Annotated in this window: 24 protein-coding genes; 13 read left to right on the forward strand and 11 right to left on the reverse strand. The window is 67.4% G+C overall.

Translation table 11 applies throughout. The features are described 5' to 3' along the window. Positions 1-77: 77 nt before the first annotated feature. Positions 78-1,136 (forward strand): GTP 3',8-cyclase MoaA, encoded by a 1,059-nt coding sequence (moaA, locus tag AB0F86_RS15225; RefSeq protein ID WP_356986516.1) that lies wholly within the window; start codon positions 78-80, stop codon positions 1,134-1,136. Continuing rightward, a complete protein-coding gene (locus AB0F86_RS15230; protein ID WP_067493080.1) occupies positions 1,129-1,371 on the forward strand; it encodes a MoaD/ThiS family protein in 243 nt (80 codons plus the stop codon). The genes moaA and AB0F86_RS15230 overlap by 8 nt, the downstream gene beginning before the upstream one ends. Positions 1,372-1,430: 59 nt before the next feature. On the opposite strand, the gene AB0F86_RS15235 is transcribed toward AB0F86_RS15230, so the two are convergent. The 3 genes from AB0F86_RS15235 to AB0F86_RS15245 form a co-directional block, all read right to left on the reverse strand. After that, complete coding sequence (locus tag AB0F86_RS15235; protein WP_356986514.1) at positions 1,431-2,312, reverse strand: alpha/beta hydrolase; 882 nt, start codon at positions 2,310-2,312, stop codon at positions 1,431-1,433. 386 nt (positions 2,313-2,698) lie between these two features. After that, the gene (gene nadE / locus AB0F86_RS15240) at positions 2,699-3,523 is read right to left on the reverse strand and encodes an ammonia-dependent NAD(+) synthetase (protein WP_356986513.1); all 825 of its coding nucleotides are present in this window, start codon (positions 3,521-3,523) and stop codon (positions 2,699-2,701) included. A gap of 6 nt (positions 3,524-3,529) precedes the next feature. Further along, the gene (locus tag AB0F86_RS15245) at positions 3,530-4,138 is read right to left on the reverse strand and encodes a TetR/AcrR family transcriptional regulator (protein ID WP_225279247.1); all 609 of its coding nucleotides are present in this window, start codon (positions 4,136-4,138) and stop codon (positions 3,530-3,532) included. A gap of 135 nt (positions 4,139-4,273) precedes the next feature. Between AB0F86_RS15245 and AB0F86_RS15250 the strand changes: the two genes are divergently transcribed. The 4 genes from AB0F86_RS15250 (at position 4,274) to nrdE (ending at position 8,103) form a co-directional block, all read left to right on the forward strand. After that, the gene (locus AB0F86_RS15250) at positions 4,274-4,843 is read left to right on the forward strand and encodes an NAD(P)H-dependent oxidoreductase (protein ID WP_356986511.1); all 570 of its coding nucleotides are present in this window, start codon (positions 4,274-4,276) and stop codon (positions 4,841-4,843) included. 388 nt (positions 4,844-5,231) lie between these two features. Beyond that, on the forward strand, positions 5,232-5,465 hold the full coding sequence (gene nrdH / locus AB0F86_RS15255; RefSeq protein ID WP_067493089.1) for a glutaredoxin-like protein NrdH: 234 nt from the start codon (positions 5,232-5,234) through the stop codon (positions 5,463-5,465). 23 nt (positions 5,466-5,488) lie between these two features. Beyond that, a complete protein-coding gene (nrdI, locus tag AB0F86_RS15260; protein WP_225279038.1) occupies positions 5,489-5,959 on the forward strand; it encodes a class Ib ribonucleoside-diphosphate reductase assembly flavoprotein NrdI in 471 nt (156 codons plus the stop codon). Between the two features lie 38 nt (positions 5,960-5,997). Beyond that, positions 5,998-8,103: a class 1b ribonucleoside-diphosphate reductase subunit alpha gene (nrdE, locus tag AB0F86_RS15265; protein ID WP_356986648.1), complete on the forward strand. Its 2,106-nt coding sequence runs from the start codon at positions 5,998-6,000 to the stop codon at positions 8,101-8,103. A gap of 61 nt (positions 8,104-8,164) precedes the next feature. On the opposite strand, the gene AB0F86_RS15270 is transcribed toward nrdE, so the two are convergent. Then, complete coding sequence (locus tag AB0F86_RS15270; RefSeq protein ID WP_356986509.1) at positions 8,165-8,590, reverse strand: RDD family protein; 426 nt, start codon at positions 8,588-8,590, stop codon at positions 8,165-8,167. Positions 8,591-8,706: 116 nt separating this feature from the next. Between AB0F86_RS15270 and pnuC the strand changes: the two genes are divergently transcribed. Next, the gene (gene pnuC, locus AB0F86_RS15275) at positions 8,707-9,348 is read left to right on the forward strand and encodes a nicotinamide riboside transporter PnuC (protein WP_356986507.1); all 642 of its coding nucleotides are present in this window, start codon (positions 8,707-8,709) and stop codon (positions 9,346-9,348) included. Further along, positions 9,345-10,427, forward strand: a complete 1,083-nt coding sequence (locus AB0F86_RS15280; RefSeq protein ID WP_356986505.1) for an AAA family ATPase — start codon at positions 9,345-9,347, stop codon at positions 10,425-10,427. The genes pnuC and AB0F86_RS15280 overlap by 4 nt, the downstream gene beginning before the upstream one ends. Positions 10,428-10,475: 48 nt before the next feature. Here AB0F86_RS15280 and AB0F86_RS15285 read toward each other — a convergent pair whose 3' ends face one another. Next, positions 10,476-10,931: an RDD family protein gene (locus AB0F86_RS15285; protein WP_356986504.1), complete on the reverse strand. Its 456-nt coding sequence runs from the start codon at positions 10,929-10,931 to the stop codon at positions 10,476-10,478. Between the two features lie 75 nt (positions 10,932-11,006). Continuing rightward, complete coding sequence (locus AB0F86_RS15290; protein ID WP_356986502.1) at positions 11,007-11,648, reverse strand: hypothetical protein; 642 nt, start codon at positions 11,646-11,648, stop codon at positions 11,007-11,009. Between the two features lie 289 nt (positions 11,649-11,937). Between AB0F86_RS15290 and AB0F86_RS15295 the strand changes: the two genes are divergently transcribed. After that, positions 11,938-12,414 (forward strand): DUF3558 family protein, encoded by a 477-nt coding sequence (locus AB0F86_RS15295; protein WP_225279043.1) that lies wholly within the window; start codon positions 11,938-11,940, stop codon positions 12,412-12,414. Here the strand turns inward: AB0F86_RS15295 and AB0F86_RS15300 are convergent. Then, complete coding sequence (locus AB0F86_RS15300; protein ID WP_356986500.1) at positions 12,403-13,398, reverse strand: LLM class F420-dependent oxidoreductase; 996 nt, start codon at positions 13,396-13,398, stop codon at positions 12,403-12,405. The two genes, AB0F86_RS15295 and AB0F86_RS15300, sit on opposite strands and share 12 nt — an antisense overlap. Positions 13,399-13,550: 152 nt before the next feature. Beyond that, positions 13,551-14,237, reverse strand: a complete 687-nt coding sequence (locus tag AB0F86_RS15305; protein WP_356986498.1) for a DUF899 family protein — start codon at positions 14,235-14,237, stop codon at positions 13,551-13,553. 78 nt (positions 14,238-14,315) lie between these two features. Here AB0F86_RS15305 and AB0F86_RS15310 point away from each other — a divergent pair, with 78 nt between their 5' ends. After that, a complete protein-coding gene (locus tag AB0F86_RS15310; protein ID WP_225279046.1) occupies positions 14,316-14,933 on the forward strand; it encodes a TetR/AcrR family transcriptional regulator in 618 nt (205 codons plus the stop codon). Between the two features lie 290 nt (positions 14,934-15,223). After that, entirely contained in the window at positions 15,224-16,663 is a 1,440-nt protein-coding gene (gene mgtE, locus AB0F86_RS15315; protein WP_225279047.1) for a magnesium transporter, read from the forward strand. Between the two features lie 3 nt (positions 16,664-16,666). Here the strand turns inward: mgtE and AB0F86_RS15320 are convergent, their stop codons facing one another. Both AB0F86_RS15320 and AB0F86_RS15325 read right to left on the reverse strand, forming a co-directional pair. Then, the gene (locus AB0F86_RS15320) at positions 16,667-17,632 is read right to left on the reverse strand and encodes a peptidase (RefSeq protein ID WP_356986495.1); all 966 of its coding nucleotides are present in this window, start codon (positions 17,630-17,632) and stop codon (positions 16,667-16,669) included. 108 nt (positions 17,633-17,740) lie between these two features. After that, the gene (locus tag AB0F86_RS15325) at positions 17,741-18,640 is read right to left on the reverse strand and encodes a LysR family transcriptional regulator (RefSeq protein ID WP_356986493.1); all 900 of its coding nucleotides are present in this window, start codon (positions 18,638-18,640) and stop codon (positions 17,741-17,743) included. 126 nt (positions 18,641-18,766) lie between these two features. Here AB0F86_RS15325 and AB0F86_RS15330 point away from each other — a divergent pair, with 126 nt between their 5' ends. Then, the gene (locus AB0F86_RS15330) at positions 18,767-19,570 is read left to right on the forward strand and encodes an inositol monophosphatase family protein (RefSeq protein WP_356986492.1); all 804 of its coding nucleotides are present in this window, start codon (positions 18,767-18,769) and stop codon (positions 19,568-19,570) included. Between the two features lie 22 nt (positions 19,571-19,592). Next, positions 19,593-20,210, forward strand: coding sequence for an NAD(P)-binding oxidoreductase (locus AB0F86_RS15335; RefSeq protein ID WP_356986490.1), 618 nt, complete (start codon positions 19,593-19,595; stop codon positions 20,208-20,210). 10 nt (positions 20,211-20,220) lie between these two features. Here the strand turns inward: AB0F86_RS15335 and AB0F86_RS15340 are convergent, their stop codons facing one another. Continuing rightward, a complete protein-coding gene (locus AB0F86_RS15340; protein ID WP_356986489.1) occupies positions 20,221-21,162 on the reverse strand; it encodes a hypothetical protein in 942 nt (313 codons plus the stop codon). Positions 21,163-21,403: the final 241 nt, after the last annotated feature.

Raw genomic sequence — 21,403 nt, forward strand, 5'->3', positions numbered from 1 at the left:
TTTCCCGGTGCCCGCGGTGAGCAACGAATCGCCGCACCGGACCCGATGTGACGGCCCCGACGGGTCATACTGGAGGAATGACGCTGGTCGAGATGGGGATCCCCGCTGTGCGCTCGGAGCGGCCGTCTCTCGACGGCAGGCCCGAGACGCCGCTGCTGGTCGACCGATTCGGCCGCGTCGCCCGTGACCTGCGTGTTTCCATCACCGAGAAGTGTTCGCTGCGGTGCACGTACTGCATGCCCGAGGAGGGCCTGCCGCCGATCCCGCGCGAGGAACTGCTCACCGCCGACGAGATCGTCCGGCTGGTCTCCCTCGCCGTGAAGGAACTCGGGGTGCGCGAGGTGCGTTTCACGGGCGGCGAACCGCTGATGCGTCGTGAACTCGAGCAGATCATCGCGGGCTGCCACGCCGCCGTTCCCGACACTCCGCTGGCGATGACCACCAATGGTGTCGGCCTCGAACATCGGGTGCGTGCCCTCGCCGATGCCGGCCTGACCAGGGTGAACGTCTCCCTGGACACCGTCGACCGGCTCGACTTCGCCCGCCTGACCCGCCGCGACCGCCTCGAATCGGTCCTCAACGGCATCCGCGCCGCCCGCGACGCCGGCCTGGCACCGGTGAAGGTGAACGCCGTGCTCATGCGCGACAACCTCGCCGGTGCCGCCGACTTGCTCGCCTGGTGCCTCGCCGAGGAATGTGAACTGCGCTTCATCGAGGAAATGCCGCTCGACGCCGACCACGAGTGGGCGCGCGAACAGATGGTGACCGCCGCCGACCTGCTCGACGTGCTCGGCACCCGCTTCACCCTCACGCCCGCCGGCCGCGCCGACCCCTCGGCGCCCGCGGAGAAGTGGCTGGTCGACGGCGGGCCCGCGACCGTCGGCATCATCGCGACGGTGACCCGCAAGTTCTGCGACGCCTGCGACCGCACCCGGCTCACCGCCGACGGCATGCTGCGCTCGTGCCTGTTCAGCGACCAGGAGTTCGACGTGCGCACCGCCCTGCGGGCCGGCGCCGACGACGCCGAGGTCGCCGAGCTGTGGCGCGGCGCGATGTGGCAGAAGTGGGCAGGTCACGGCATCGACGCCGCAGGTTTCGTCCCCCCGGAACGCACGATGGGAGCCATCGGTGGTTGAGGTCCGCTATTTCGCCGCCATCGCCGACGCGGTCGGCAAGAACACCGAAACACTCGACCTCCCCGACGGCGCCACCGTCGCCGACCTACGCACCACCCTCGCCACCACCTACGGTGCCGAGGTGGACACCCTGGTCCGGGTCTGCGCCTTTCTGATCGGCGACGAACTCACCCGCGACCCCGCGGCCATGCTCCGCGACCGGGTAGACGTTCTCCCACCTTTCGCCGGCGGCTGAACCCGGTCCAGCGCAGTACCACCGACCGTCTGCAAGGTCGCGGCGACGCACGACCGGTCTCAGCGATCGGTCCGGCCGGTGTCCCGGACTCGCTCGGCGAAATCCGCGATGCGTGGGGCGATTTCCGGCAGGTGGGTCTCCAGGGCGAAATGGCCGGTGTCGAACAGGTGCAGTTCGGCCTGCGGTACGTCTGCGAGATACGCGTGGGCGCCGGGCTCGGGGAAGAACGGGTCGTGCCGGCCCCAGAGGATCAGGGTGGGTGGTGTGTGCGTCCGCAACCAGAGCTGCCAGGCGGGATAGCGCTCGAGATTGCTGTGGTAGTCGAAGGCCAGCGTCAGTTGCGCCTGCTTCCGTCCGGGCGCGTCGAGGAAGTGCTGGTCCAGGGTCCAGGCGTCGGGGTCGAGCACATGCTGGTCGGAGACACCGGTTTCGTACTGACCGCGGGTGCCGTCCAAGGTCAGCAGGTCGCCGATCACGTCGCGTGATCCGGGGGTTTCCGGGGTCAGCGCGATGAAATCGCGGGCGCCGTCGGACAGGCCCTCGGTGTAGGCGTTGGCGTTCTGCACGATCAGTCCGGCGATCCAGTCCGGATGACGCTCGGCGATCCGGAAACCCACCGGTCCGCCGAAATCGAAGACGTACATGATGAATCGGTGCAGGCCGAGAGCTTCGAGGAAGCCTTCGGTGATGTCCGCCAGGCGGTCGAACGAATAGGCGAAATCCTCGGGAGCCGAGGTGTGCCCGAAGCCGGGATAGTCCGGGGCGATGAGGTGGTACCGCCCGCCGAGGGCATCCATCAACCGGCGGAACTGGTGCGAGGCAGAGGGGAAACCGTGCAGCAGTACCAGTGTCGGCGCGTCGCGCGGACCGGTCTCACGGTAGAAGACGCGCACGCCGTCGACCTCGACGAATCGATGTGCGATCACAGGAATCTCGATCACGGAAAACCCTTTCACGGGAAAAGACTCATACGCTTGCAGCGACAGCCGGCTTTCTAACCGTCAATCAGTAGTTGAAAGGTTAGGAGATTCGAGTTGATTCCCGATTCGCGAAAGTTTCTCCGGAAGTCGTGGGCTGCCGCCGCTCACCTCGATGAGCTCGCCGACCCACCCACGGACCCGATGCGCCATGATCCGGGCCGAACGCGACAGCCGCGCGTCTCGAGCCCGCGCGCGGGTCAGCTCGCGACGAGCCCGTCGCGAACCGCCAAGGGGGACAGCCCCTGCCGCCGCCGAACGCGCCCGTCGCAGTGCGCCCTCATCGCCAGTCGATCGGCCACCGCCTCCAACGAGACGGCGTTCTGGCCGAAGACGATCTCGATATCGGCCTAGCGCCACCAGGTGTCGAGGGGACTCACCGGCACAGTGCGCTTGTGGCGGGTGGCGGTGAACAGCGATTCGACGCGCTCGGCGACCTGCTCGCTCACCTCCTTGCCCTCGAGGTAGTCGTCGATCTCGCTGTAGCGCACACCGAGCGCGTCCTCGTCGGGCAGGGCGGGGCGGTCGTCCTCGAGGTCGGCGGTCGGCACTTTCGACCAGGTGCTCGGCGGCGCCCCGAGTTCCTGCAGCAGCGCGGCACCCTGGCGCTTGGTGAGGCCGGTGAGGGGGGTCAGGTCGACACCGCCGTCGCCGTACTTGGTGAAGAAACCGGTGACCGCCTCGGCGGCGTGGTCGGTGCCGACCACCAGCAGGTTCTCCTGCCCGGCCAGCGCGTACTGGGCGACCATTCGCTCGCGTGCCTTGATATTGCCGCGCACGAAGTCGCGTAGCCGCTCGTGGTCGATGGACCCGGCCACCTCGGCCGACACCGCGTCGACACCGGGGCGCACGTTCACCACGACGCAGCGGTCGGGGTCGATGAAGTTCAGGGCGACCTGCGCGTCGTGCTCGTCGGCCTGCACGCCGTAGGGCAGCCGCACCGCGAGGAAGGTGGCGTCCTTGTCCTCGGCACGCAGTTCCTCCGCAGCCAGCTGGCACAGCCGACCGGCGAGGGTGCTGTCCTGCCCGCCGCTGATACCGAGCACGAAACCCTTCGCAGGGGTGGTGCTCAGGTACTCCTTGAGGAAGTCGACGCGCCTGCGGACCTCCTGCTTCGGTTCGATCTCGGGCTGTACACCCAATTCGGCAATGATCTGTTCACGCAGTGTCCCCATGCCGTCTCACTCTACTTGGGCGACAGGCGAAACAACCCGGCGAACGAGCCATTCCCAGTTGTCGCCGATCTGTGCGCGGGTGTAGCCGAGCACCTCCATCTGATGCAGGACCAGCGCCGCCGAGAGCGTGGCGAGCAGGCCGTCGGCGATCAGAGCGAGCTCGCCACGCACCCCGGCCGCGCGCAGTAGCAGCACGATGTGGGCGCGGTGCAGCGCGTAGGGGCCGTCGCCGAAGCGGCCCTTCTCCTCGGCGGCGCGGTGCAGATCGCCCTCGAGTTCGATATCGAGCAGCCGGGTTCGGCCGAAGGCGATCAACCGGTCGATCGGCTCGGCCTCGGGCCCGAGCGGGCCCGGTCCGAACATGAACGCCGTCTGGAACTTCTGCTCGGAATGGTCGAGCAGGGCCAGCATCAGCCCGGAACGATTGCCGAAGCGGCGGAACACCGTGCCCTTGCCCACGCCCGCGCGCTTGGCGAGCGCGTCCATGGTGAGTCCCGCGACGCCGTGCTCGCGCACCAGCTGCTGGGCCGCGTCGAGCAGCAGGGCTCGGTTACGGGCCGCGTCGGCGCGCTCGGCCGGTTCGGCATTGAGGGACGACGGTTGCCCGATCCGCAGCACATCGGGCTCGTCCGACCTCGGTGTGCTGTAGCTCACGCTGCTCACACGCCCCTCCGGGGAAGTATTCGGACCGTGGTCCGGTTATTGTCGGATGAAACTTGGATCTTTCCACTGAGTACACCAGGAGTCGTCATGAGCGAGACCCGCATCCTTACTCTGGTCGGCAGCCTGCGCGCCGGGTCGATCAACCGCCGCCTCGCCGAGGCCGCCGCGCAGACCGCGCCCGAGGGCGTCGACATCGCCATCTACGAGGGTCTCGCCGAGATCCCGTTCTACAACGAGGACCTCGACGTCCCCGATTCCGTGCCCGCCGCCGCGCAGGCGCTGCGCGACGCCGTAGCCGCCGCCGACGCCGTCCTGCTGGTGACGCCCGAGTACAACGGCACCCTGCCTGCCGTGCTGAAGAACGCCATCGACTGGGCCTCGCGTCCCTATGGTGCCGGTTCGATCAAGGGCAAGCCGGTCGCCGTGGTGAGTGCCTCGATCAGCGCGCGCGCCGCCGAGTGGGCGCACGGCGACGCGGTGAAGTCCGTCGGCGTCGCAGGCGGTGTGGTCGTGGAGTCGGCCACCGTGCGGTTCGGGACCATCGGTGAGCGGTTCGCGCAGGTGCACCCGAGCGAGGACGCCGAGGCGCTGACCCAGCTCGGCGCGGCCGTGCACGAACTGGTCGCCGCCGCGAACGGCACGCTCGTGAACGCGTAAGCTGACAACGCTCCCGACGGGCGCCGCATCGACACGGTCGATGCGGCGCCCTTTCGTTGTCGAGCCGGTTTGCTGAAGACTCGCCGGTAGACGAAATCGTGATCTGAGCCACTGTTTCGGCTGCTCGCCGCCGGTGCGTCCTGGGACTTACCCGGTGGAAATTACATCTGTGCGACTCGCAACCCCTTGTGTTGTTCCCATCTGTCGGCCACTAGGTGTAGTGTCTTCGGTACTGGAACACGGTGTGAAGCTACTACTGATCGGGCCCAAGGGAAGGGGTTACGAGCAGGGCTTTCTTCGCCAGATCCAGGAGTTTGCGCAGCATCACCGTTCGTGCACTGCATACGGATCACAGGCTGTGGATCAGGCATAGGAGAGAGGGACTCTAATGACCGTCACCGTGTACACCAAGCCCGCTTGCGTTCAGTGCAATGCCACCTACAAGGCGCTCGACAAGGTCGGGGTGGAGTACGACGTCATCGACATCTCGGAGAACGCCGAGGCGCGCGACTACGTCATGGCGCTCGGTTACCTGCAGGCGCCCGTCGTCGTCGCGGGTGAGGATCACTGGTCGGGCTTCCGTCCCGACCGCATCAAGTCGCTCGCCGTCGCGGCCGCCTAGGACTTCGCTCGGAAGGAGCCGCGATGCCCGAACGGACGACTCCGGGCGGGCTGGTCTACTTCTCCAGCGCTTCGGAGAACACCCACCGTTTCGTCGAGAAGCTGGGTCTCCCGGCCACTCGGCTACCACTGCACACCGCTGAATCGCTGCGCGTCGACGAACCCTACGTGCTGATCACCCCCACCTACGGTGGTGGTCGGCACGTCATGGGTGAGCAACGGTCCGACAAGGACCTCGTACCGCGGCAGGTCGCCAAGTTCCTCAACGACCCGCACAACCGTGCCCTGCTGCGCGGTGTGATCGCGGCCGGTAACACGAACTTCGGCGAAACCTACTGTGCTGCAGGCGATGTCATCTCGCGTAAATGCGGGGTGCCGTACCTGTATCGCTTCGAACTTATGGGAACCGCTGAGGACGTCGCGCGCGTCCGAGAGGGATTGGGATTGTTTTGGCAACAGCAACCACAGCACCGGCAGGCAAGTCAGCCCGTCTAGAGCGGTCGGCGGTGCGACCCGACGCCGCGGGCGAGGTGATGGACTACCACGCCCTCAACGCCATGCTGAACCTGTACGGCCCCGACGGCGAGATCCAGTTCGACAAGGACCGCGAGGCCGCGCACCAGTACTTCTTGCAGCACGTCAACCAGAACACCGTCTTCTTCCACAACCTGGACGAGAAGCTGGACTATCTGGTCAAGGAGAACTACTACGAGCCCGAGGTGCTCGACCAGTACAGCCGCGGGTTCGTCAAGCAGCTGTTCCAGCAGGCCTACGCCAAGAAGTTCCGGTTCCCCACCTTCCTCGGCGCGTTCAAGTACTACACCTCCTACACCCTCAAGACCTTCGACGGTAAGCGCTACCTCGAGCGGTTCGAGGACCGTGTTTGCATGGTCGCGCTGACCCTGGCCGCCGGTGACGAGACGCTGGCGAGTAAGCTGGTCGACGAGATCATCGACGGCCGTTTCCAGCCGGCCACCCCCACCTTCCTCAACTCCGGCAAGAAGCAGCGCGGCGAGCCCGTGTCCTGCTTCCTGCTGCGCATCGAGGACAACATGGAGTCCATCGGGCGCTCCATCAACTCCGCGCTGCAGCTGTCCAAGCGCGGTGGCGGTGTCGCCTTGCTGCTGAGCAACATTCGTGAGCACGGCGCGCCGATCAAGAAGATCGAGAACCAGAGCTCGGGTGTCATCCCGATCATGAAGCTGCTCGAGGACTCGTTCTCCTACGCCAACCAGCTGGGCGCGCGACAGGGTGCGGGCGCGGTGTACCTGCACGCGCACCACCCCGACATCTACCGCTTCCTCGACACCAAGCGCGAGAACGCCGACGAGAAGATCCGCATCAAGACCCTCTCGCTCGGCGTGGTGATCCCCGACATCACCTTCGAGCTGGCGAAGAAGAACGAGGACATGTACCTGTTCTCGCCGTACGACGTCGAGCGCATCTACGGCAAGCCGTTCGCCGATATCGACGTCACCGAGAAGTACTACGAGATGGTCGACGACAAGCGCATCCGCAAGTCGAAGATCAAGGCGCGCGAGTTCTTCCAGACCATCGCCGAGCTGCAGTTCGAGTCGGGCTACCCGTACATCATGTTCGAGGACACGGTGAACCGGGCCAACCCGATCAAGGGCAAGATCACCCACTCGAACCTGTGCTCGGAGATCCTGCAGGTCTCCACCCCCTCGGAGTTCAACGACGACCTCTCGTACTCCAAGGTCGGCAAGGACATCTCCTGCAACCTCGGTTCGCTCAACATCGCCAGGGCGATGGACTCCCCGGACTTCGGCCAGACCATCGAAACCTCGATCCGCGCGCTCACCGCGGTGTCGGATCAGACCCACATCTACTCGGTGCCCTCGATCGAGCAGGGCAACAACGAGTCGCACGCCATCGGCCTCGGCCAGATGAACCTGCACGGGTACCTGGCGCGCGAGCGGGTGCACTACGGGTCCGAAGAGGGCATCGACTTCACCAACATGTACTTCTACACCGTGGTCTACCACGCGATCCGGGCCTCGAACCTGATCGCCAAGGAGCGCGGTACCGCGTTCGGTGGCTTCGCCGAATCGAAGTACGCCAGCGGTGAATACTTCGACAAGTACACCGATCAGGTGTGGGAGCCCAAGACCGACAAGGTCGCACAGCTGTTCGCCGACGCGGGCGTGCGCATCCCCACCCAGGACGACTGGCGTGAGCTGAAGGCCTCGGTGCAGGAATTCGGCATCTACAACCAGAACCTGCAGGCGGTGCCGCCGACCGGCTCGATCTCCTACATCAACCACTCCACCAGCTCGATCCACCCGGTGGCGTCGAAGATCGAGATCCGCAAGGAAGGCAAGATTGGCCGCGTCTACTACCCGGCCCCGTATCTCACCAACGACAACCTGGAGTACTACCAGGACGCGTACGAGATCGGTTACGAGAAGATCATCGACACCTACGCCGCGGCCACCCAACACGTGGACCAGGGCCTGTCGCTGACGCTGTTCTTCAAGGACACCGCAACCACCCGCGACCTGAACAAGGCCCAGATCTACGCCTGGCGCAAGGGAATCAAGACCCTCTACTACATCCGCCTGCGGCAGATGGCCCTCGAGGGGACCGAAGTGGAGAACTGCGTCAGCTGCATGTTGTGAGCTTGCCGAACGACCTCGGTACGGGTGATCCGCGCCGAGGTCGTTCGTCGTGATCCGGCACTCAGTCGAAGAAGTCGAAGCAGGCCCAGCCGCCACGGACCCACTGGATTATCAGCTGCCCGAGTGAGGGGCGGGTGCCGTCGGCGTGGCGCAGGCTGAGGCCGAACGAGCATTTGCCGATGGTGGTGCCCGCCAGGTGCTGGACGATCGTGCGGTGCGTGAACGAGGCTCCGAGCCAGGCGAGCAGGCCGTACAGAACGGCGGTCGGGCCTTGGACGACGTGCCAGGTGGTGAGGCCGATCGCGGCGTGCAGGGCCATGTCGATGAGGAACGCGGGGATCACGCCGGTCTCGGAACCGGTGGATGTGCGTCCGGTGAGCGGGAATTCGTTCTGCGCGGTCGTCGTCTCCGGGACGTAGGTCGATCGTCCGTCGCGCTCGTAGCTGCCGTTCCTCGTCGCGTGCCGGGGCGGTGCTGCGTTGGTCATGCGCCACAGATTGCTCGACTCCGCTTAACAACAACCGTGTGACGACCTTGGCGATGATCCCTTGTGCCGCACCCTCGATCAGGTTATTGTCGTGATGACTAATACTGATGCGGGGGATGACCGTGTTCGATCTGATAGCTGCCTTGCAGGAACCGCTGTTCACGCTGCTCGGCACGCCGGTGAGCTGGACCGAGGTGCTCGGATTCGGTAGCGGTGCGCTGTGTGTCTGGCTGGTGGCTCGCCAGCACATCGCGAACTGGCCGATCGGCATCGCCAACAATGTGTTCTTCATCCTGCTGTTCACGCAGGCCGGGTTATTCGCCGATGCCGGGTTGCAGGTGGTGTTCATCGCGCTGGCCGTCTACGGGTGGTGGACCTGGGCCAACGGGGCGCCTCGGAGTGAGCGGCTGCCCGTTCTCAGGACCACTCGCACCGAATGGCTCGTGCTCGGCGTGTGCGGTGTGCTCGGAACCGCGGCGATCACCGTATTGCTCGATACCGCAACCGAATCGACGGTGCCGTTCTGGGACGCGCTCACCACCGCGCTGTCGTTGATGGCCACTTACGGGCAGTGCCGTAAACGCCTCGAGTCGTGGTGGTTGTGGATCGCGGCAGATGTCGTCTACATCCCCCTCTACGCCTACAAAGACCTCTATCTCACCGCGATCCTGTACTGCGGGTTCCTCGCGCTGTGTGTGCGCGGGCTGATTGCCTGGCGGCGGGATGTGCGGGCGGAACCGGCGGTTGTCGCGGTATGAGCACCATGAATGCCGCCGTCGGCCAACAAGAATCCGCGCGCAGGTTCACGCACGGTCTGGTGTTGGGCAAGTTCTATCCGCCGCATGCGGGCCACCATCATCTGGTGCGCACCGCCGCCGCGCGCTGTGACCGGCTGACGGTGCTGGTCTGCGCCGCGTCGGTGGAGTCGGTCCCGCTCGCCGACCGAGTGGCATGGATGCGTGAAATACACTCGCAGCCTGGCATTTCCGTGGTGGGTGCCGTCGACGACATACCCATGGACCTCACCGATCCGCAGGTTTGGGATGCGCACATGGCGGTGTTCCGCGCCGCCGTCCCCGAACCGGTCGACGCGGTGTTCACTTCGGAGACCTACGGCGACGAGCTGGCCCGCCGCTTCGGTGCCCAGTCGATCAGCGTCGACCCGCAGCGCCGCCGTTACCCGATATCGGCGACAGCGATTCGGCGGGATCCGATGGCGCACTGGGAGTTCCTCGCGCCACCGGTGCGCGCCGCGCTCACCAGGCGGGTTGTCGTGCTCGGTGCCGAGTCCACAGGCACGACAACCATGGCCAAGGCCCTCGCCGAACATTACGGCGCCCCTTGGGTTCCCGAATACGGCCGCGAATACAGCGAGCGGAAACTCGCCACCCTCGGCCCCTCCGCCCACTGGTCCCAGGTGGAATTCACCTCCGACGAGTTCCCCCTGATCGCCGCCCGCCAGCAGGAACGCGAAGACCTCGCCGCCCGCGAGTCAGGCCCCGTACTCATCTGCGACACCGACGCTTTCGCCACCGAAATCTGGCACGAGCGCTACCTCGGCTACACCCACCCCACCCTGCACGCACCCCCACGCCAGCACCTCTGGCTGCTCACCGACCACGCCGACGTCCCCTTCGAAGACGACGGCCTCCGCGACGGCGAACACCTACGCCCTTGGATGACCGAACGATTCCACACCGAACTCACCCGAACCGCCCGACGATTCACCATCCTGACGGGCTCCCATCGTCAACGCCTCACCACCGCCGTAGCCGCCGTCGACCAACTCCTCGCCGAGGGCTGGTCTTTCACCGACCCCCTCCCGGAGAAGCGTTGAAACCTGAGGAGGGTGAATGCCAGGGCGGTCGCGGTTGTTTGCCGGGCTCTAGCCGAGTAAGGCGAGCATCTCGAGTGCGGCGCCGAGGCCACGGAACCACTCCTTGATCAGTCGTCCGAGGGTGGGGTAGGTGCCGTCGGTGTAGCGCATGCGGAGGCCGAAGACGGCCTTGCCGAGCGTCGCTCGGGTGAGGCGTTGGATGACGGTGCGGTGCAGGAACGATGCGGTGAGCCAGGCGAGTACACCGTAGAGCAGCGATATCGAGCCGGGGACGGCGAACCATGTGGCGGCGCCGATCGCGAGGTGCAGCGACATGTCCAAGGGGAACGCGAACCACATTCGGGTGGTGCTGCCGGTCGAATCCTTCGCCAGCAGCGGCCATTCCGCGTCGCGGTCCGGTTCGGCGGGCACCGCCGGGACGAACACCAGCCGACCGTCGCTGTCCCGCTCGTATCTGGCGCTGAGAAGCTTGGTCTCTTTCCGCATGTCCACCGAGTCGCTCATATCGGCAACGTAGGTGGGTGCGCTTAACGGGAACCGTTGATCGTGCCAATACTGTTGCCAGACCAGGACGGGCCCTCAGTCGGCCTCGACTTCGGCGGTCGGCTGCGAATCACCGTCGTGCGCAGGGGCTTTGCTCTCGGCCATCCGCCATATCTCCCGCCCGGTGAGCTCCGGGAACGCGGTGCTGAGCAGCACGGCGGTGGCGAAGCGGTCTCGGGCGCGGGTGTCGAGGATGGAGCCCGCGTGACGGAGGGCTTCGGCGCGGGCGGCGGTGGTGGCGATGCGCTCGGCGAACTTGTCGGCGCGGGTGCTCGCTCCGCGGGACTGCCAGAACAGCAGGGCACTGGCCGCGCCGGGCAGCAGACCCGCTGCCACAGTAGCGAGCCCCTGGGGATCGCCCGGGTCGTCGCCGATCAGGCCGTACATCACCACGCCGATCGCGATCACGCCGCACACCAGCGAGGCGATGGTCGCCAGACGCTGCTGCTGGAGCGCGCTGTGATGATGCTCGATGTCGAGGGCCGAGCGCTCGCGGGCGGCGGCCTCGAGCCAGTCGGCCTTCGGTTCCGCGCCGGCGTCCTCGGTGATCGTCTTGCTGAGCTGCTGGACGCGAACGCGTGAGCGTCGCGCGTCGAGGAGTTGGAGCGCGGCCGCGTAGGCGGCGCCCAAAGTGGTCGAGCTCGCCGCCAGTAGTTCGACGGGCACAGTGGCACTCATCGTCGGATTCCCCTTCCCGACCTGCCGAGGGGCAGGCCCGGCAGCGATCCTACGTCGCCACCCAGCGGATGTCCGGAGTCGGAAAGCCCGCCGCGGAAGGAAGATTCAGCAGAAGCCGCGCGGTGCCGAGAGGATCCGAACGACGGTGGACCGTACGGGTCTGCCACAACCCGGACGGTCGGCAGTGGTGACCGCGACAGTATCGGGCGACGCGGGGCCGGATCAGGACAATTGCTTGGTAGCTTGGGCGCGTTTTGTCGGGCAGTGGAAGGGACCTGGGATGCGCCGGTTGTCGACGATTGGCCTGGGGATCGTGGTGGCGGGCACGGTCGCCGGATGTTCCGGGGACGACCCGGCGGCGAAGGCGCTGTTCGAGCCGTGCGCGGGGGTGGGGGAGCAGGCGCTGACCCAGGCGGGGGTCGACCCGGCGTCGCGAGTCCCCGCCGGGTCGGCGGAGGTGGGGTGGCAGACGTGCGCGTGGGACGGTGCGACCGCTTCGTTGCGGGTGTACTCGGCGGAGCGTTCGCTCGAGGAGTTCGAGGCCGAGGCCGGTCCGGGCAACTTCTACGACATCACGGTCGCCGGACGTGCGGGACGCAAGCTGGTCGACTCGGCCTCGCTGACCACGGTGTGCGATGTCGTCTTCGGCGCCGAACAGGGGGTGGTGCGCATGATCGTGGTGACCAACCCGGGCCAGCCCGCGCCGGATGCCTGCGCGACACTGACCCGGATGGGAGAGGCGATCGTCCCCGCCCTACCCGCCTAGCGCGGGAATCACCTCGCGCTCGAACAGTTCGATACCGGAGGTGTCGTAGGCGGCCTCGGGGAAGTTGAGGATGGCGTAGCCGAGGCCGAGATCCTTGACGGCGCCCAACCGTTCGGCGATCTGCTCGGGCGTGCCGGTGGCGGCGCTGCTCGCGAAGTTGTCGGTGACGTAGGTCTTGGCCGCGTCGGCGCCGAGGAAGGGCGTGTAGCGGTCGATGATGAGCGAGAGTCGTTCCTGCACTTCGGTTTCCGTGGTTCCCACCACGGCGTTGAAGTTGGAGCTGCGGGTGATGGCGGCGAAGTCGGTGCCCACCTCGGCGCAGTGTTCGCGCAGGATTTCGGACTTGCGGATGAACTCGTCGGGGACGGCGCTGAAGTTGGTGTAGTTCGCGTACTTCGCGGCGATGCGCAGCGTCTTCTTCTCCCCACCACCGGCGACCCAGATGGGAATCCCGTTCTCCTGCAACGGGCGTGGGTGCACGATGGCGCCGTCGACCTGGTAGTACCTGCCGTCGAGGGTGGCGCGCCCGGTCCGCCAGGCCTGACGGAAGATCTGCACGCCCTCGTCGAGCCTGCCCAGGCGTTCACCGGCGGGTGGGAAGCCGTAACCGTAAGCGCGCCATTCGTGTTCGTACCAGCCGGCGCCGATACCCATCTCCACCCGGCCACCCGAGATCAGATCGACCGTGGCCGCGACCTTGGCCAGATAGGCGGGGTTGCGGTAGCTCATGGCCGTACACATCTGCCCCAGCCGCACCCGGCTGGTCGAGGCGGCGAAGGCCGACATCAGCGACCACGCCTCGTGGGTCGCCTCGTCGGTGGGCACCGGGGTGGTGTGGAAGTGGTCGTACACCCAGATCGACTCCCACACGCCGCCGCTGTCGAACCGCTCGGCCAGTTCGCGCATCACCGCCCACTGGTCGGCCGGTTCGATGTCGACCAGGTCGAGCCGCCAGCCCTGGGGGACGAAGATGCCGAAGCGCACAGGTTTCTCCTCAGTGTGTTGACAACCGATGTCGCCGCGCCACGCACCGCGGCTTTCGGTCTCCACTGTTCCCACTGCCGCCCACTCCGGCAACTATTGTGCGCGCGCCGCGCCGAATCCCCGACCGGCGGTTTTCGCCTGCGATCGCCCCATCAGGCGTTCGGGTCGCCGTAGGAAGCGGCGATGTCCTTGGAGCTGGGCCAGCGGCTGTAGGTGGGTGACTGCGGCCAGCCTTCGGGGCTGTCCTGCCACTCCTCCTGGCGCCCGTAGGGGAGGGCGTCGATCAGACCGAAGGTGTAGGCGAGCTGTTCGGTGCCGCGACCGTCGGTGTGCCAGCTGCGGTAGACGGTGTCGCCGTCGCGCAGAAAGGTGTTCACCGCGAAGCCCGCCCCCGGGGCCGCGCCCATATCGGCGCCGAAGGGGCTGTCGGCGGTGGAGTACCAGGTCATGGTGTTGCCGACGCGGCGCTTGTAGGCGAGTACCTCATCGATCGGGCCCTGGGTGACGATGACGAACCGCGCGTCGTAGGCGTCGAGGAAATCGAGCCGCGCGTACTGGGAGGTGAGCCCGGTACAGCCGGGGCACTGCCAGGTGTTTCCCGGCGTCCACATGTGGTGATAGGTGATGAGCTGGGTACGCCCGTCGAACACTTCGGCCAGCGAAACATCGCTGCCGTCTTCGGCTTTGAGCGTGTAGTCGGGCAGGCGGACGGCGGGCAGCCTGCGCCGCTGGGCGGCGATGGCGTCGAGTTCGCGGGTGGCGGCCTTCTCGCGGACGCGAAGGGCGTCGAGCTCGGCTTGCCAGGTGTCGTGGTCGACGACGTTCGGGAGTGCGGTCATGGGTTCGGCCTCCGATGTGTACGGCGTGCACATTTGATATGTTCACACCATATACTTCGCGGAAAGGGTGTACAAGGGTTGGCGTATCACCACGGCGATCTCGCGGCCGCGCTGCTCGCGGCCGGCTTGGAACTCACCAGGTCCGGCGGGCCCGAGGCCTTGACCATCCGGGAAGTCACCCGTCGCGTCGGAGTCACGCCCAATGCCGCCTACCGGCACTTTCCCGACCGCAAGGCACTGCTCGACGCGGTGTCGTCGGCTATCCAGGCCGACATGGCGGCGCGCATGGCGACCGACCGCGTACCCGCCGGGCCACGGGAAAGCCTGCGCGCCGTCGGGCTCGGCTACATCGCGTTCGCGCTCGCCGAGCCGGGCTGGTTCGCCGTCGCGTTCTTCGGTGCGGGAGACACCTCGCCCGCCGTGATCGCCGACTCGCCCGCCTATCTGGCACTCGCCGAGGCACTCGACATGATGGTCCACATCGGCGACCTCGCCCCGTCGGCCCGCGAGGCCGCCACGTGGAGCTGCTGGTCGACGGTGCACGGCTTCGCCGAACTGGCCCTGCGTGGACCGCTGCGCCACGTCGACGGCGCGAAGGTCTGGCAGTTCGCCGAACAGGCGGTCGACACCGTCATCGCGGGATTGCCTGCCCGTGGTGTGACAGAGGCCACTGTGACCAGTGGTACGACAGCGTAAAGATGAAACGACCAGTCCTCGCATGTATCCTTCGGGGAGAAGTGTGGGCACAGGGCCCGCGGTGACGACGAGGAGGTGGTGTTGCAATGCGCAGCGAACCCCCTAGTCGAAGGCCGCGCGGCGTCGCCCCTTCGCTCTCGCACTGAAACCGGCCGGCTCTCTCGGCGGTGGTGCGTGATGGTCGTGGTGGCGGACGCCCGCGGTAATCCTCGCCGTCTCCCGAAACCATCTCGGCGCATGTACCTACCTCTGCCGTAGGCATGCGCGTTGTCGCGCCAGAGGACTGTCCCATGTCGCAGATCGATCTCGTCGAAGCACGTCACGTACCCGTCGAAGCCGTCGCGCACGAACCGAATCCTGTTGTGGCCGAGGACTATTCGGTGACCGAGGCCTTGGCGATCCTGTCCGAGTCGGTGCGCGACATCGTCGAGACCCACCGCGTGAACAGCGCGATGGACTGGCTCGACAACCGTCCGCCGCACGTGATCGCCGACGCGCTGGCCCGCATGGACGCCGTGCAGGCCGGGGTGGTGTTCCGGCTGCTCGACAAGGACCGCGCCATCACCGTTTTCGAGGAACTCGAGCCGGTCGACCAGCAGCAGATCCTGCAGGGACTGCGCGAGAAGAGCTTTCGCGATCTGGTCGAGGCGATGGACCCCGACGACCGCGCCCGCATGCTGCACGAGGCGCCCGCCAAGGTCGCCAAGAAGGTGCTCGAAGGGCTGAGCCCGCGCGAGCGCCGGATGACCGCCGCCCTGCTCGGCTACCCGGAGGGGTCGGTCGGGCACTACATGACGCCGGAAGTCGTTGCGCTCCCGGGCAATCTGACCGTCGCCCAGGCGCTGGCGTGGGTGCGTGCCAAGGGTGCCAACGCCGAAACCGTGTACACCCTGCCCGTGGTCGACCGGGGGCGCAGGCTCACCGGCATCGTCGAACTGCGCGAGCTGGTACTGCACGCCCCGGAGGCGATGGTGTCGGAACTGGTGGTCACCGAGCCACCGTTCGTGCGGGCCACCGATTCAGCCGAGAAGGCGGCGCGGTTGATGAGCTCGACCAACGACATCAACCTGGTCGTCGTCGACAGCGAGGACCGGGTGGTCGGGCTGCTCACCATCGACGACGCGATGGAGGTGCTCGAGGCCGCCGACAGCGAGGACGTGGCCAAGCAGGCCGGTTCGGCGCCGTGGGAGGGCCACTACATGGCCGCCAAGGTGTTCCAGCTGGCGCGCTACCGGGCACTGTGGCTGATGCTGCTGCTGTTCGCGGCCACGCTCACGGTGAGCGTCACCGACATTTTCGCCACCACCCTCGAGCAGGCGGCCAGCCTGGCGCTGTTCATTCCGCTGCTCATCGGGGCGGGCGGCAACGCAGGCGCGCAGGCGGCCACGGCGTGTGTGCGTGCCCTGGCCGTCGGCGAGGTGCGGGTGTCGGATCTCTTCAAGGTGATCTGGCGCGAATGCCGGGTCGGCCTGGTCCTCGGAAGCATGCTGGCCGCGGCGGGCCTGCTGATCGGCACCGTGTTCGTCGGTCCCAAGATCGCCATCGTCGTGGCCGTCACCCTGGTGCTCATCTGCGGCTGGGCCGCGACCATCGGCGGCACAATGCCTTTGCTGGCCAAGAAGTTCCGCATCGACCCGGCCGTCGTGTCGGCGCCGATGGTGACCACACTCGTCGACGCCACCGGGCTGATCATCTACTTCACCACCGCGAAACTCGTTCTCGGCATCTGAGTTTCAGTGCGGAGGGAAGAGGGCAAGGATGTGACCCATCACGTCGCGGGCCACGTCGTCGGAGGCGGCCGTGACCTCGACGATCGGCAGTCGCGTGCCGAAAGCCGTGCTCTCGGAAGGTAATTCGGGTCCCACGGCGGCGGTGTACATGGGAATGCTGCTGTCGTAGACCGATACGGATCGGTGCACGGTCCGGTCGCCGATCTTCTCCTCAGTGCTGCGTGCGGCGAGATAGGCGGGGACCCGGTATTCGTAACTGACGGTGATGTTTTCGTCTCGATAGCGGAACTGGCACTGGGTGAGCCGCTGCTGACCGATCTGGACCGTTCCGGCCAGCCGTGCGCGCACCGCGCAGGGGTCGGCGCCGAGCAGCACGGTCGACACGGTGTCGGGCGAGGTGCCCTGCGGTGGTGCCTCGCGCCAGCGCCGCACCATATCCGGCAGCAAACCGTCGGCGACGGCGCACGGATCCTGTCCCGGCGGGGTGGTGAGGCCGAGATAGAAGGCGGCGCCGGCCGGGAAGCGGGCGGTTGCCCCGCACGAACGCGGCATGGCGTTATCGCGGTCGGGGACCAGGCGAACCGCCACATCGCCGAGCTGTTTGCTCACGCCTCGTCCCGGTGTGAGCGGCGGCAGCAGCGTCGCATGCCAGGTCAGCGTGGTGCCTTCGCCCGGAGTGTCGGTGCCGAGGATCGCCCGGCACGAGTCGAGGCCGACGGTCACGCTCTGTACCTGCGCCAACGCGGCGAGGGTGTCGCGGGGGAGCAGGGCGCACACGTCGATCTGCCTGGTCGCCTGTGCGACGGTGGCGCGCTGGGCCTCGGTGTCGGCGGGTGCCGACCAGAACTCCGGTGGCGGTGCCGGGATGGCGGGCGGCGGTGGCGGGGTGTCGGCGCGGTCCGGTGCGTCGTCGCCGCAACTCGTGAGGACCAACAGCGCGAGCGCGGCGAGTGTGAAGCTGCGCAACATCGTCACCCCTGTTCTCGAACGCGAGCCGAAACCGGTGCCTGGTCATCGAGTCTGCCCGTGGTGGCAATCGTGGGGCAAACGTTGCCGTGAGTCGTACCCAGAACGTTGTCAGGTGGTCGCTGCGCGCAAGGCCGTAGCCGCGTGTTCCCGGAGCCAGGCGTGGGCGGGATCGTTGTCGTAGCGGCGATGCCAGGACAGATACAGGGGGATCTCGGGCATGGCGACCGGTAGCGGCCGGGTGCGTAGGCCCAGGTCGCGCAGCAGTGGCCGGCTGGTGAGTTCGGGCACGGCGACCACGTAGTCGTAGCCGGACACGAATCGCAGCGCGGTCGCGACGGTGGGGGTTGCCGCGACGACCCGGCGGGTGAGTCCGTCGGTTTCCAGGGCGTCGTCGATGGGGTCGCGCAGCCGTCCCCGGCGCGACACCGTGAGATGTTCGGCCGCCGCGTAATCCGCCACGGTGAACGGGCCGTCGGCGAGCGGGTGGTCGGGCCGCACCGCGAGCACGAGCCGGTCGTGGCCGACGATCCGGTGCCGGAACTCCGGCGACGACGGCGCGCCCGCCCCGGCCTCGAGGTCGATGTCGCCTCGGCGTGGATCGCGCGCATCGGTCGCGGCTTCGGCGAGGAAACGCAGGCGGACACCGGGTGCCTCGGCGCGCAGAGCCCCCAGGAGTGGCGGTCCGGCGACGGCGGCGAGGGCATCGTGCCATTTCAGGATGAACGTGCGTGCCAAGCCTGCCAGGTCCACTCCGGTGTCGGGGGTGAGTAGTTCGGCGGCTTGGTGGACCAGTTCGTGCACCCGTGCGCGCAGGGCGATTGCTCGGGGTGTGGGAGTCATGGTGCGGCCGGTGCGTACGAGGATCTGGTCGCCGGTGGCCCGGCGGATGCGGCCGAGGGTGCGACTCATCGCCGGTGCGGACACATGAAGACGGGCGGCGGCCGCTGTCACGCTGCCTTCCTCGAGCAGGGCGTCGAGAGCGATCAGCAGGTTCAGGTCCAATTGCATGTGGGTTAATCCAGACGTAAGTAGCTTGCACTTGTCGTCAATAATGCGCCGGATTAACGTAAAAGCCGAGCCGCCGTATTGCGAGTCTCGAATTCTCTTCTCCCCATTACCTTTTCAGGAGTCGTCATGAATGCTGTCGTCACCACGACGGAACTCGAAGCCGTTCTCGGCGCTGTTGTCGGCGCCGTCACGATCGCGGGCGATGCCTTGCGTGAACGCTTCGACCCGGCCGCCCGTCCGGCCGATCTCGACACCCTGGTGCGCGCCATCTACGCCAACGACGAGGCGATTCTGCCGATCCTCCGGGAACATCTGCTCGCGGCGCGCCCAGGATCCCGGCTGGCCGAGGACGAGCTGGCGGGCGGTGCCCTTCCGCGCGGTGAATGGTGGGTGGTCGATACCGCCGAGGGCAATGTCAACCACATCCACGGCATGAGCGAATGGGCCGTGACGGCCGCGCTCGTGAGCGACAACGAGCCGGTCCTGACCGTGGTCTACGTGCCGCTGAGCGGTGATGTCTACACCGCTGTGCGCGGTGGCGGCGCCCGGCTCAACGGCGAGCCGATCCGGGTGTCGGCCAAAACCGAGCTCACGGCCGCGCTGGTCGGCACCGGCCAGGCCAAGCCGGGAGAGGCGCCCGAGGCGCTGCGCCGGATGGGTGCGTCGGTGACAGCCATGCTCACCAGTGCCCTGGTCGTACGGGTTTCGGTGCCCGCGACCACGCAACTCGTCCACGTGGCGGCCGGTCGGATGGACGCGTTCTGGCAGTTCTCCGATGTGCTTTCGGGTCTGCTGCCGGGGGCGCTGCTGGTCGCCGAGGCGGGTGGTGCGGTCACCGACACTGCCGGTCGGCCGTGGAGTCCGGCCTCCGCCGACTTCCTTGCTTCGGCTCCCGGTCTGCACGCGCAGGTCGTCGACGTCCTCAACTGAGCTGCGAAGCGGAGAACACATCATGAAGATCGCAGTACTCGGCGCCACCGGACAGACCGGTCGGTTGCTCGTCACGTGCGCACTGGAGCGCGGTCACGAGGTCGTCGCCCTTGCGCGCAGGCCCGACCAGATCGAAGCCCGCCCCGGATTGCGGGTGGTGCGGGCCGATGTCGCCGAACCGGGGAGTGTCCCCGCCGCGGTGCGGGGTGCCGACGCCATCCTCAGCGGCCTCGGCGTCACCAAGAAGCAGGACCCCGCGATCCTGGTCGACGGGGCGTTGCAGATCGCCGCGGCCGCGCCGCGGGTCGTCTGGCTCACCTCGCTCGGCATGGGTGCTACCGAAGGGGCGCTCGGCACCGTCAACGGTGCGTTGCTGAAGCGGTTGCTCCGTCACGAATGGGAAGCCAAAAACATTGCGGGTCAAGCCATTCGCAATGCGGGTGGAACCACCGTCTACGCCGGTCCGCTCACCGGCAAACCCTACGACGGCAGCGGGCGGCTCATCCGGGCCGACGAGTACCGCCCGCGTATGCTGCCGCCGGCCGCGCCCCGTGCGGGTGTCGCGGCGCTCATGGTCGCCGAAGCGGAAGCGCCGCGGTTCGCCGATACCGACACCGTGGCGCTGTTCGGCGGTCGCTGATCGGTGCGCGTCACGGCAGCAGCGGCAGCGCCTCGCGCATCACCTTCTCGGCGACCGACGAGTCGGCGGTGACCGACACCTTCGGCACACGCGGTCCGAGCAGCGCGTCGGTCGGGCCCGGAGTCAGCGCCGGGCCGACGACGGCGGAAAGGGAGGTGATGGACGAGGACGCGGTTTCCGGTTCGAACCGGAACACCTGACGGTTCCCGACCGTGAAGACAGGGGTGTCGTCGGTGACCGACCGTTCGGAGCCGTAGTCGTAGGTCACGATCGCCTCATGGCCGTCGACGGCGAGTTTGCAGGTGGTGAGCCGCTGGTCGGCGACCGGAACGAGATACCCGAGCAAAGGCGCGACCGCGCACGGGTCGGCTCCGGTCACCACCGTGCGGTCCGAATCGGGTGAGGTGCCGTGCGGCGGTTCCTTGCGGAACTCGACCAGCGCGATCCGCAACAGGTCCGCCGCGGTTGCGCAGGCATCGCCCGGCGCGCGGACGCTCAGCGACAGATCGGCGCCCGACACGAACAGCGCCCATGCCTGACACGCCGCCCGCGACTGCGGATCCGACGACGTGGCGGGCTCGTCGTCGAACAACACGCGCACATCGCCCATCGACTCCTCGCGCACCGGGCCGTCCATCGCGGGCTCGCCGGAGAACATCACCCCCGTACTCCAGGTCGCGTCGATACCGGTCAGATGGCCGTCGACGGCGATTGCGGCGCGGCACTGATCAGGGCGGACGTCCTCGACCGTGCTCACCGTTCCGAACGGCTCGAGCGTGGCGCGCGGCAGCAGGGCGCACACGTCGATCGCGCGCACCTTGCGCAGGACGGTCACCTTCTCCTCATCGGAAACCGCTGCCCTGGACCAGAATCCGTCGCTGGGCATCGCATCCGGTGCGGGGTCGGGACCGCACGCGACCGAGGTCATCGCGGCGAGGGTCAACAGAAACATCCGTCGCACAGTCGATGTCCCTTCGGATCGGTTCACTCTCTCCCGACGATCTTCCCGCACGGTGATCGTGGGTCGACGGGGCGGTTCCGGATCGGGCGGCGGGTGGTCGTGCTCACCGACGGGGCGGGGTGGTCGGCGCGTGTGAGGAAAACGCTGGCGATGCGATGGTGGTCCGCGCGGGTGCGTGACGCACAATGGGGGCCGCGTGTGTGGTGCGGATGGTCGGCTGGTGAGGTCGGAT

It is taken from the genome of Nocardia sp. NPDC023733 (assembly GCF_040639775.1).
Taxonomy (GTDB): Bacteria; Actinomycetota; Actinomycetes; order Mycobacteriales; family Mycobacteriaceae; genus Nocardia; species Nocardia rosealba.